The organism is Alteromonas mediterranea DE (assembly GCF_000020585.3).
Classification (GTDB): Bacteria; Pseudomonadota; Gammaproteobacteria; order Enterobacterales; family Alteromonadaceae; genus Alteromonas; species Alteromonas mediterranea.
In genome coordinates, this window is record NC_011138.3 from 4,006,939 (window position 1) to 4,018,744 (window position 11,806).

Here is an 11,806-nt window from a genome sequence, read left to right on the forward strand (position 1 = left end):
GAAAAGGTCAATTGAGCAGTGTAAACCTCTTGACGTCTAGACATATATTATTTAATTTAGACGTCTAAACGTCTATAAAATTACATTTTCAAGAGAATAAGCCATGGTTTCTTACGCGCAAGGTATCGATGCATTAAACCAGTCCCTGTCGGAACTGCGTGATATTGATGTATCTTTTGAATTTTTTCCGCCTAAAACGGAAGCCATGGAACAAACACTATGGAAATCTGTAGAGCGCTTAGCGCCACTAAAGCCAAGCTATATGTCGGTGACCTACGGTGCAAATAGCGGCGAACGAGACAGAACACACGATGTGGTTAAGCGAATTCAACAGCAAACCGGTGTTGCTGCAGTTCCACACTTGACGTGCGTAGATGCAAGCCGCGAGGAGCTTAAGCAAATTGCAAAAGACTACTGGGATTCAGGCATTCGCCGTATTGTTGCGCTTCGCGGCGATTTACCGCCAGGGTTAGAAAAAACAGAGATGTACGCCTCTGACTTAGTTGCCTTGTTGAAAGACGTGGCGGATTTTGATATTTCCGTTGCTGCTTACCCTGAAAAGCACCCTGAAGCCCCGAATGCGCAGTTCGACCTGCTTAACCTTAAACGCAAGGCTGAAGCAGGAGCAACCGAAGCCATTACGCAGTTTTTCTTCGACACCAGCGTTTATTTGCGATTTAGAGACCGCGCAGCCGCTGCCGGTGTAGATATCGATTTAGTGCCGGGCATTTTGCCAGTAACCAATTACCAAACCCTGGTTAAATTCGCTGGCTTTACTAACGTGCATGTTCCAGGGTGGCTACATAAAATGTTCGATGGCCTTGACGCTGACGACCAGGCAACGCGAAACCTTATTGGAGCAAACATTGCTATGGACCAAGTTAAGGTATTAGCGAAAGAAGGGGTTAAGCACTTCCACTTCTATACCCTTAACCGTAGCGAACTCAGTTACGCCATTTGCCATATGCTAGGCGTACGCAGTGGCGCATAATCTCCGTGGCACTCGCTTTAACAGTACCCTCTGATAATATGAATGCAGAACAGGCGCGTAAAAAGCGCCTTTTTTATATCACCTGCATAAAGCCTAATTTAAATTTTGCCACCAAGGCTTACCCCAGTTACCATTTGATATAGGTGTATTGAACTATCCACACCTATAGGCCTCCCATCATATGGCCACTATTTTTCGCACATTTTAAGCGACAGACGCTATCTTCAGGAGAAGTTGAGTGGATTTAGATAAGGTTAAAACCTTTTATAACAACGTTGCCCCACAATTAAGGGACCTTTTCGGTATTTTTATAAAACGCTGTAAAGAGGACAACATTACTATTTCTGCCGGGCACTTAGCTTATGTAACGTTGTTATCTTTAGTACCGTTTATCATGGTGACTTTTACCATCATGTCGGCCTTTCCCGCCTTTGCTTCAGTAAGAAGTAAGCTTGAACACTTTGTCTTTAGTAATTTCGTGCCTACCGCGAGCGATGTTGTGCACAAGTACATGACAGATTTTGTAGGTAACGCGTCTCAAATGAGCGCCATCGGTATTTTATCTCTTTTGGTTGTCGCATTAATGCTGATATCCAACGTGGACAAAACGCTCAACAGAATTTGGCGCACGCAAAGCGATCGTCCTATTGTTTATACCTTTGCTATTTATTGGATGGTTATCACCCTTGGCCCCATGCTCATTGGCTCAAGTGTGGTGGTAAGCTCCTACCTAACCGGGCTGGCAGCGTTTACTGAAGAATACACTCCTGGTTTAGGAACCTTTTTATTAAGCCTTGTACCTAGCGGTGCTGCCTTGTTGGCTTTTGCTATTTTATACATGGTGGTGCCGAACAGAAGAGTCTACGCCCGACATGCCTTTGTAGGCGCCATTGTTGCTACCATTGCCTTTGAAATTACAAAATCTGGTTTTGCCCTTTACGTCACCAACTTTCCTTCATACGAGCTGATTTATGGTGCGCTTGCCGTAGTACCTATTCTTTTCTTATGGGTGTACTTATCTTGGATAATCGTATTATTTGGTGCGGAATTTACCTGTAGTCTAGGCGAAGCTTTTGAAAATAAAAAAGCAGAACACGCGCCTCGAAAAGTCCCAAAAGAGTAATATTCTTTAGCACACCCGCGTTTATAGGCATCGCGTTTTTTCGCCACCAGTAGTAAAGAAAAGCGCAGGCAGAATTAAAAGGTGACTACACCACTTCTGCCTACAAGCTTCACATTACAAGTGGTAAGAGCATTAACGCTATTTACGACAGGAAATAAGCCAATAAAAAAGGGAGCGTGCGCTCCCTTTTACATGAAATGTCTTCAACAACTAATTTTTCATAGACGCAATAAAGGCGTCCGACTCGGCAATTGCAGAGTTCATTTGCCCAATAAGTTGGGCTACGTTGTTCTCAATAGTTGAAAGCTCGCCTTGCAAAGCGCCAATCGCGCTTGCATTTAAGTTGTGTTTTAAATACAGCACATTGTCTTGAAGCGCATTAAGTACTGGGGGCATTTTACTTTCAGCTTTGCGCATAGCTTTCATCAACGAGGTATAACGACGCTGAGTTTCGCGAAGCTTAGCCGCACTATCGCGTTTAAGCGAAGCATTCTCGTATTTATCAAGCTCTTCTGACCATTCGTCGAACAGTGCCTCAGCAACACTTTCCACTTTGTCGATACGCGCACTAACCTCTTCTGAGGCTGCCACACTGTCTTCGTACTGACCGTTCAGGCGGTCGTAAACCTCTTCTAACTCACCGCCGTCAAAAGCAACCGCCGCACTAAATGCTTCGAGGGCTGAACTGAACTGCTCCTGTGCGTCTTCCTGAGACTCTTTTGCGTTTTCTACGCGGCCAACTAAGATATCGCGTTTTTCGACGCCCACCTTTTCCCACGCTGCGTAATATGCAGACTGACACCCGCTAAGGGCAAGCATAGCAACAAATGCTGATGCAACTAGTTTCATGCGGTTACTCCACCTTTAAAGCGCGCTGCGCTAATGATACTTATCAAATGTAATATGGCGCCTAGCGGCCAAAAAACAATAGCAAGTACTACCGTTGCCGCTAGGGCATAGCAAACACCTACTGTTATAAAGTAAAACAGTGCGCCCAAAATTCTGCCTTGAACCAAGTGACCCAAACCAGGAATAAAAAAGTTACATATTGCGGCAATTACATTACCGCCCGATCCTTGACCTGCCATATAAACATCCTCGCATTTCTTACTATAATATGATTAGCTAGCACGTAATGACACTTATTCTAAAGTATACACTTAGCGTTTAAGGTTTAAGTATAAACAGCGTTGAAGCAGTCAGCATGCAAACGTTCGTATAACAATAAACTAAACTATAACAGGCACTCACACAACGCGCAGAAACAAAATGAAACGACTTTACCCCGATGTTACCTGCTATGAGAATGGATTTATCGAAGTAGGAAGTGGGCATTCGCTTTACTTCGAGCAAAGTGGTAATCCAAACGGTATCCCCGTGCTTTTTATCCACGGCGGCCCCGGCGCAGGCTTACCTCCAAATTACAAATGCTTTTTTGATAGCAATAAGTACCGCATTATCGGTTATGAACAGCGCGGATGCGGCCGCTCAACTCCCATCGCAGATACACTTAATAACGACACTTGGTTAAATGTTGAAGACATCGAGGCCCTCAGAACTCACCTTAACATTCCAAAGTTTCTCTTATTTGGCGGCTCGTGGGGCTCGACGTTAGCGTTACTTTACGCACTTAAGTATACCGCTCATGTTACCGGCCTTATTCTTCGAGGCGTTTTTCTTGCAAGGCAAGAGGACCGGGATTGGTTTTTATCTCCTTCAGGCTGTGCCGCCCAGTTGTTTCCCGAACATTACCGACGATTTACCAAAGACGTGCCAACGCCAGTCACTTCAAGCGCAGTTTGCGACTTTTATAGCGCGATGGTGCGCTCCAGTAACGATGTACTGCGCCACGCCGCATTAAAACGCTGGTATCAATGGGAGGAACGCCTTTCGCGACTATCTCTTCCACCCGGTGTGGGAGACTCTACGTCCAACTACCCTATGCATCTTGTCACCTGTTTAGCCACACTAGAGTGTCATTTCTTGTCTAACAAGTGCTTTTTAGATGAAAACTATATTCTTGAAAACATAGGTAAAATAAGTCATATTCCGGGCACGATCATACACGGTCGTTACGATATGATTTGTAAAACAGAAGCCGCGGAAACCCTTCATAAGGCGTGGCCTCAAAGTCAATTACAAATCATTCCCGATGCGGGACACAGTACCTCTGAGCCGAGCATTGGCTATGCCCTTTGTCGTGCTACCCGCGATATGTCACGCTTTCTTCAGGAGTCATCTAAGTGATAGGACTAATTCAACGCGTATCAGAAGCCAATGTTACTGTAGCAGGTGAAGTTATCGGCGAAATTGGCAAAGGCATGCTAGTCCTGCTGGGCGTTGAAAAAGAAGACGGCGATGCCGAGATTGAAAAGCTTGCCAACAAACTATGCCGTTATCGAATGTTTAGTGATGAAGACGGCAAAATGAACCTGAATATTGAGCAAGTCGGTGGGGAAATACTGGTTGTATCTCAGTTCACCCTTGTTGCAGATACGCAAAAAGGGAATCGACCTGGGTTCTCTCGTGGCGCGACGCCTGAGCACGGTGAAGCCATTTACAAAAAGTTCGTTCATGCCCTTAGAGCAAAAGGTATGGCTGTCTCTACCGGCGAGTTTGGTGCAGACATGCAAGTAGGCCTTGTTAACGATGGGCCTGTAACCTTTCACTTTAACGTGTAGTAAACTTAAGCACAGAAAGAGCCGCTATTCACTTAAGCCACCCACACTTGCTTACATAATTAAGCTTGTACCTCTTGTGTTCTTACGTTTAAATAGACGCGGATATTGTTTACGCTTTTGCTTTGTATAATCGCCATGCAAATGAAAAGGTATTTTAAATACAACGTCTCCTACACATTCACTTTTTAAAAAAGGCCGGTTTATTTTGTACAAGGTAGTCACACCTAAAAGCGACGCCGAGTTTGAAGCCTATTTTCATTTTCGGTGGGAGCATTTGCGCCAGCCATGGAACTTCCCTCCAGGCTCTGAAAAAGATGAATATGAGCAAGTTGCAGAACACCGTATTATCACCAATCGAAAGGGCGACATCGTGGCCTGTGGCCGCGTACATTTGAATACCGCAGAAGAAGCGCAGATTCGTCACATTGCGGTTCATTCGGACCATCAGCGCAAGGGTTTAGGTCAGATGATCATGGCTGCGCTTGAAAATGTAGCCAAAGATTTAGGTGCTGAGCGAGCAGTAACGAATAGTCGTGAAATTTCCATCGACTTCTTCAGCTCCTGTGGTTTTAAAATTGAGCGTGAAGCACCTAATGAACTAGGTATGCTAAAACGCCAACAGATGGTAAAAAAGTTTACCGAAAATAACTCCCTTATTCTTCATCCTAAGTGGTGCAAATCACTACAGGAAACATGGTCAGAAACCATTCCGATCACCGAACACATGGGAATTAAGCTATACCAATACACAGGCAGAACCCTTGAAACCCGCGCCTCGCTAAACAAGAACATCAATATTCACGGTACCATGTTTGCAGGCAGTATCTTTTCTTTAGCCACATTAACTGGTTGGGGAATGATTTATCTACAGCTTAAAGAGCGCGGGCTAGATGGCGATATTGTACTGGGCGATGGTGATATTCACTATCACAAGCCTATTACCATGAAGCCAAGAGCAATCTGCAATATTGAAACCCTATCAGGTAAGTTTAAGCCATTGGAAAACGACAACAAAGCCCGCTTTGAACTTAGCGTAGCCATATTAGATGGCGATACCCCAGTGGCTGAATTTGAAGGCGTATTTTACGTACTCCCCCTTTCAAAAAACGAGGAAGAGTAACGGCACTAATAAGCCCGCCGTTTTATAGCGTTTGAAAGCAACCATAAAAAAAGCGCCGTTAAGGCGCTTTTTATTTAATTCAGTCTTTATCGTCGTAGCTATGCGACCATAGCTGCTTGAAGTTTTTTCATCGCGTTCTTTTCGATTTGACGAACACGTTCTGCAGACACCTGATACTTATCAGCCAAGTCTTGTAGCGTGATTTTATTATCTGCTAACCAACGCGTCTCGATAATGTCTTGGCTGCGATCATCTAACGTTTTAATCGCTGAGTACAAACGCTTACTCGCCGCTGTATCCCAGTCATTATTAATTACGTCAGTTTCAACGTCTGAAGATTTATCTTCAAGAAATTGAACAGGCGCAAAGTTGCCCGTTTCATCTTCATCCGCACTTAGATCAAACGCTTGATCTTGGCTGCTCATACGAGCTTCCATTTGAAGCACTTCTTTTGTACTCACACCAAGTTCATTTGCTACGGTTTGTACTTCGTCGTGTGTGAACCAACCCAGGCGTTTTTTGGCCTTACGCAGGTTGAAAAACAGTTTGCGCTGCGCTTTTGTGGTCGCAACTTTAACTATTCGCCAGTTCTTAAGTACAAACTCGTGAATTTCGGCTTTGATCCAATGTACCGCGAAAGAAACCAAACGTACGCCCACTGTTGGGTCGAAGCGTTTAACGGCTTTCATCAGACCAATATTGCCTTCTTGAATTAAGTCGGCTTGGGGTAAGCCATAACCTGAGTAAGATTTTGCAATGTGCACTACAAAACGAAGATGTGACATTACCAGCTTACGAGCGGCTTGTAAGTCTTCGTCTTCGCGAAGGCGCACTGCCAACTCGCGCTCTTCCTCAGCGCTAAGCATATCAATGCTGCTTACAGCTTGGATGTAGCCTTCAATGCTACCGCTGTGTGGCACTGACAGGGCCATAGATTGCAAATTGTTGCTCATTGTTCACCTCATTTATTGCCGCTTCATATTAGCAAAGTAACCGAAGCTGCGCGAGACCTAATTAAGATACAAAGTTTAACCAATGTGTAGGTATAGTGACTATTCCTACAATATCAAGACTAGAACTATGAAAAAAAGTTCAATTTTTCAATCTTTGGCATTACTCTCGTAAAGGTAAGATTGGCTTAGGTTGCAGTAGCACTATAAATAGTGCTGTTAGTTAGCTAACACTTAGCCTGAAAAGCTTACAACCTCATATCGAATACCACCACAAAAACGGCCTTGTAGCGGTGTTGGGTCGGTCATTTAACCACGGGATCATTATACTTTAATTACACCCCTTAAGGTCAGAACTAATCTCACGGGTATGAATTCTAACGATTGTATTGCTTGCAAGGGTACCGAAACGCAACCCAGAAACATAAGATTTTACGCATAAAATTCAATTAACCTATGTTAGACCTTGCTTTTCATACTGGAAACTGAAAATAATAGATTGTATTAATCGATTTTGCACTACAACCGCTGTACAGCATTTTCCAGACAATAATTATAAGAAACTGGAAGGGAAATACTTAAGGAGTAAGGCAAGTAAAGCAAAGAGGATTTGAATGTTTGCTTACGTCGCTAGACAGCCCATATTCGATGTAAACCGAGAAGTTTACGCCTATGAATTGCTTTTTCGCATCGGCGAAGACAACTGTTTTCCTGATATTCCACCTGATGAAGCTACGTCAAAGATACTCACCTCGACGCATCTAAGTTTAGGTATCGAAGAGATCACCGGCGATAAAAAAGCGTTTATAAATTTTCATCGCGATACCCTTATGTTTCGCCTCCCTACATCTTTAGATGCCAGCAAGGTGGTGATTGAGATTGTAGAGACCGTAGACGTTGATGATGCGCTCGTTGCAGCCTGTAAACACATTCGTGGGCTGGGCTACCCTATTGCGCTTGACGACTACGATATGAAAGGTAAATGGGAGGCCTTTATTCCCTTTACCAGCATAGTAAAAATAGACATTACCGAAATTCCTCACGAAAAAATCCCTGCACTCGTAGAACGCTTTAAAGCTAACAACATTAAGTTGGTAGCAGAGAAGATAGAAACGTACGAAGAGTACAACACGTTTAAGGAAATGGGCTTTGACTATTTTCAAGGTTACTTTTTAGCAAAGCCAGAAATTGTTAAGCACAGAAAGTTAGGGCCAAGCAGCCTAACCATGATGGAGCTGCTCACGCTAAGCAGCCAAGCGAAGCTCGATTTCGATGAAGTGAACAAAATTATTGAGCGCGATCCATCGCTAACCTATTTGCTTTTGCGCTTTATCAATAATCCTATGGTTAATAAGCGGCATAAGATTACTTCGCTAAAACACGCGCTTACCTTTATGGGCGAAGTTGAAGTGAAGAAGTTTATCTCGCTGCTTGCCCTTGCCAATTTGAGCGATGGTCAACCCTCTGAACTTATGCAAATGGCATTAGTTAGAGCGAAGTTTTGTGAACTTGTATTTACCGAGCTAAAAGACTCCGATAACCCGTTAAAAGGTTTTTTAACCGGTCTCTTGTCGCTACTCGACGCCATGATGGAGCAGCGTATTGATGATCTAGTAAGTAAAGTTCCAATTAGTGATGATGTAAAAGGCGCACTGTGTGGCAACCCTGGCATGCTTCGCCATTGTCTGACCCTTGCACAGTTTTTTGAACGAGCTGAATGGGCGGGAATTCAACAATTCGCTGCCAAATACAATATTAAGCAGAGTCTTCTACACAGCTACTATAACGAAGCAATTAAGTGGGCCAAACACATCCATCAATCAGCACTAAACGAAAAGTAACTCCCCTTACATACTGTTTGATTGCAAATTAATGATTGAATAGTTGTTAGATAACGCTTACATATCATACACTAGAGCGTGGCTTAGGATTTCCTAAGCCATCTTAAAACCATCATAAAAGCGATTTCAAACCGTTTTTCTTCAGGATTAGATTATGTTCGCGTTTATAGCTCGTCAGCCTATTTTAGATAAAAGCAAAAGTGTCTTTGCCTACGAACTGTTGTTCAGAGATGGTAAAGCTGGCGCTTACCCAGAGCATAATGAAGAAAAAGCAAAGTACATTTCTGAGCATTTTCACCCTTTGGGTCTTGATGATATCAGCGGGGAAAAGACATCTTTCATTACGTTTTCCTCTGACACACTTATATCGCGCTTCCCTACCACGCTTAACCCAGAGTCGGTGGTGGTTGAACTTGCCGACCCTACAGAAAATACCAGCGGATTATTTGAAGCTTGTCAGCACATTAAACAGCTGGGTTTCAAACTGGCAATAGACGACCCCATGATGGTTGGCGCGACACACGATATTTTCCCTCTTATCGATATCGTGAAAGTAGATGTAACCAAAACTCGCTTTGAAACCATCGAGAAGCACATTCCGCGCTATCACGACGCTAACGTACAGCTAGTGGCTGAACAGGTCGATACACAAGACAACTTTTCAACCTGTGTGGACTTAGGCTTCGATTTCTTCCAAGGCTACTTTTTCTCACAACCCGAGGCACGCATTTTAAGGCAGCTACCCGCCTCTAAAATGAACATCGTTGACTTAATGGGCGAAAGTTCGAACAACAACTTTAATATTGAGCGCATAAGCCACATTATTGAACGCGACGCAACGTTAAGCTTTTTGCTGCTTAAGTTTATTAATAACCCCACTATCAACAAACGTTACAAGATCACGTCATTAAAGCACGCGCTAAATTACATGGGTGAAGTTGAGATAAAGAAATTTATCGCTTTGCTGAGTTTAACCAACTTAGGGGATGATAAACCCTTAGAAATTATCCATATGTCGTTGGTGCGCGCTAAATTCTTTGACTTGTTAGCCGAACGCAGGGGAATTAAAAACAATCCGCCTATTTCGTTTTTAGTAGGTTTGTTTTCCCTGCTTGAAGGGCTGCTCGACCAATCTATGACCGATATTTTAAAGCAACTGCCTCTTTCTGACGAAGTGAACGACGCATTGCTTGGCAAAAACCTAGAGCTAAATAGCTATATGACGTTGGTTCGCGCTTTTGAAAGCGCGCTGTGGATGAACGTTATTAAGCAGGCCAAAGTGCTTAACATCGACCAGAAGCAGCTCCATATGCTTTATAACCAAGCTATTGTTTGGGGTAATGGTGTACGCAGTGCTATCTCTTCACACTATCCAAGAGCGACGGCATAGCTGCCGCTCTACATTACTTGGGCTCTATATCTCTTACGTGACGCTGCACCGAGATAAGCGAGCCCAAGAGGCCAAGAAGTACAGACAACCCCAGCATGGCCAGTAAGGCGGTACCGGTTAAGCCTGTAATATTGAAGTCTTTCTGATACATAGCCGCAAACGTCGTTATACTGCTGTCCATCCACCATAAAATGATAATCACCGCAAACCACGCCATTAACCCGCCAAGTAGCCCATACCAGAAGCCTGTGTATAGGAAAGGGCGATGAATAAATGCATCGGTCGCACCAACGAGCTTCATAACAACAATTTCGTCATATTTATTGAGTATATTTAGGCGAATGGTGTTGCCGATAATAAGCACAACGGCAATAAATAAGAGCAAGCCAATTAAGGTTACTAAGTCTCTTGCTATATCGATAACGGCGTACAAGCGCTCCAGCCATTCTATATCCAATTTTCCTATGTCCACTTCCCGCTGTTGACGAAGTTTATCTAGTAAGGCTTGTGCTGCTGTCGGCGATGCATGCTTTAATGACGGTGTTACTAATACTACATCAGGTAGCGGATTTTTCTCTAAGTAGGCAATCGCATCACCTAAACCGGATAGATGCTGAAACTCTTTTAGCGCATCATCGGCAGGAATGTAAACCACGCTATCGATTTCAGACCAGGTGTTTAGCCTTGCCACCAACTGTTGCGAGCTTGCGGCATTAATAGTGGGTTTTAGAAATAGAGAAATCTCGGAGGCTTGATCCCAGCCTGCGGTAATCTTTTCCGTATTTTTTACCATAATATAAAGGGTACTCGGTAAAGTAATACTTAAACCCAATACACCAATAGTCATCAGTGAAGCGACCGGCTGACGCCACAACTCCCCTAAACTAGAGAGCGCTTGACGCACATGACTTACGAAGAACATAACAATAGATTGAACAACACCCACTTTGGCGGCAGTCGCCCCATGTGCACGGCCTTTAAACAAAATGCTCATGACCAATCTCCTTTAGCACTTCCAGCACTTTCATTTGAAAGATCATCGGTTAAGCCATCGGTAATCATTTGTCCATTTTTAAGGGTTAGCGTGCGATATCGCATGCGAGCAATAAGCCCTAAATCGTGGGTTGCAATTAAGACTGATACGCCTGCCTGATTGAAGTCTTCAAAAAGGCGAATAATCTCCATGGATAGTTTGGGGTCTAGGTTACCTGTGGGCTCATCGGCTAAAAGCAGAGGCGGCTTGTTGACCACGGCACGTGCTATCCCCACCCGCTGTTGCTCACCGCCCGATAGCGTAATAGGCAAACAGCGCGCTTTATCTCTAAGGCCCACCATTTCGAGAGCGGCTTCCACGCGCTTGCGAATTTCTTTGTGGGTATAACCTTCAATAACCAGAGGGAGTGCCACATTGTCAAAAACCGACTTATCCATCAAAAGCTGATGGCTTTGAAAAATCATGCCGATATCTCGTCGAATATAGGCAATGTCTCGGCGGGTAATAGTATTGAGATCGTGACCGTTAATCAGAACGCGACCAACTGTGGGTCGCTCCATAAGGCTGATAAGTTTGAGAAGGGTACTTTTTCCTGCCCCAGAGTGCCCTGTTAAAAAGGCCATTTCCCCTGGCGCAATGTGAAAGTTCACTTTACTAAGCGCGCGCTGACCGCCCGGATAGGTTTTGCTTACCTGCTCAAACTTTATCATTCTTGT

12 protein-coding genes are annotated in these 11,806 nt (G+C 44.0%); 7 read left to right on the forward strand and 5 right to left on the reverse strand.

What is annotated here, in order from left to right; translation table 11 throughout:
- Window positions 1-103: 103 nt before the first annotated feature.
- Together metF and MADE_RS17760 are read left to right on the forward strand one after the other, a co-directional pair.
- A complete protein-coding gene (gene metF / locus MADE_RS17755) occupies window positions 104-991 on the forward strand; it encodes a methylenetetrahydrofolate reductase (RefSeq protein ID WP_012519868.1) in 888 nt (295 codons plus the stop codon).
- A gap of 238 nt (window positions 992-1,229) precedes the next feature.
- A complete protein-coding gene (locus MADE_RS17760) occupies window positions 1,230-2,114 on the forward strand; it encodes a virulence factor BrkB family protein (RefSeq protein ID WP_012519867.1) in 885 nt (294 codons plus the stop codon).
- A gap of 210 nt (window positions 2,115-2,324) precedes the next feature.
- On the opposite strand, the gene MADE_RS17765 is transcribed toward MADE_RS17760, so the two are convergent.
- Both MADE_RS17765 and MADE_RS17770 read right to left on the reverse strand, forming a co-directional pair.
- On the reverse strand, window positions 2,325-2,963 hold the full coding sequence (locus MADE_RS17765; RefSeq protein WP_012519866.1) for a DUF2959 domain-containing protein: 639 nt from the start codon (window positions 2,961-2,963) through the stop codon (window positions 2,325-2,327).
- Entirely contained in the window at window positions 2,960-3,202 is a 243-nt protein-coding gene (locus MADE_RS17770; protein WP_012519865.1) for a hypothetical protein, read from the reverse strand. Before MADE_RS17770 ends, MADE_RS17765 begins: the two co-directional genes overlap by 4 nt.
- A gap of 181 nt (window positions 3,203-3,383) precedes the next feature.
- On the opposite strand from MADE_RS17770, the gene pip reads away from it, so the two are divergent.
- The 3 genes from pip to MADE_RS17785 all read left to right on the forward strand — a co-directional run bounded on the left by pip (window position 3,384) and on the right by MADE_RS17785 (window position 5,915).
- Complete coding sequence (gene pip, locus MADE_RS17775) at window positions 3,384-4,361, forward strand: prolyl aminopeptidase (RefSeq protein ID WP_012519864.1); 978 nt, start codon at window positions 3,384-3,386, stop codon at window positions 4,359-4,361.
- A complete protein-coding gene (gene dtd / locus MADE_RS17780; protein ID WP_012519863.1) occupies window positions 4,358-4,795 on the forward strand; it encodes a D-aminoacyl-tRNA deacylase in 438 nt (145 codons plus the stop codon). The genes pip and dtd overlap by 4 nt, the downstream gene beginning before the upstream one ends.
- 205 nt (window positions 4,796-5,000) lie before the next feature.
- Window positions 5,001-5,915: a bifunctional GNAT family N-acetyltransferase/hotdog fold thioesterase gene (locus MADE_RS17785; protein WP_012519862.1), complete on the forward strand. Its 915-nt coding sequence runs from the start codon at window positions 5,001-5,003 to the stop codon at window positions 5,913-5,915.
- Window positions 5,916-6,013: 98 nt separating this feature from the next.
- On the opposite strand, the gene rpoH is transcribed toward MADE_RS17785, so the two are convergent.
- Window positions 6,014-6,868 (reverse strand): RNA polymerase sigma factor RpoH, encoded by an 855-nt coding sequence (gene rpoH, locus MADE_RS17790; RefSeq protein WP_012519861.1) that lies wholly within the window; start codon window positions 6,866-6,868, stop codon window positions 6,014-6,016.
- A gap of 611 nt (window positions 6,869-7,479) precedes the next feature.
- On the opposite strand from rpoH, the gene MADE_RS17795 reads away from it, so the two are divergent.
- Complete coding sequence (locus tag MADE_RS17795; RefSeq protein WP_012519860.1) at window positions 7,480-8,706, forward strand: EAL and HDOD domain-containing protein; 1,227 nt, start codon at window positions 7,480-7,482, stop codon at window positions 8,704-8,706.
- Between the two features lie 154 nt (window positions 8,707-8,860).
- On the forward strand, window positions 8,861-10,096 hold the full coding sequence (locus tag MADE_RS17800) for an EAL and HDOD domain-containing protein (protein ID WP_012519859.1): 1,236 nt from the start codon (window positions 8,861-8,863) through the stop codon (window positions 10,094-10,096).
- A gap of 13 nt (window positions 10,097-10,109) precedes the next feature.
- Here the strand turns inward: MADE_RS17800 and ftsX are convergent, their stop codons facing one another.
- Both ftsX and ftsE read right to left on the reverse strand, forming a co-directional pair.
- Window positions 10,110-11,090 (reverse strand): permease-like cell division protein FtsX, encoded by a 981-nt coding sequence (gene ftsX, locus MADE_RS17805; protein WP_012519858.1) that lies wholly within the window; start codon window positions 11,088-11,090, stop codon window positions 10,110-10,112.
- A complete protein-coding gene (ftsE, locus tag MADE_RS17810) occupies window positions 11,087-11,800 on the reverse strand; it encodes a cell division ATP-binding protein FtsE (RefSeq protein WP_012519857.1) in 714 nt (237 codons plus the stop codon). The genes ftsX and ftsE overlap by 4 nt, the downstream gene beginning before the upstream one ends.
- Window positions 11,801-11,806: the final 6 nt, after the last annotated feature.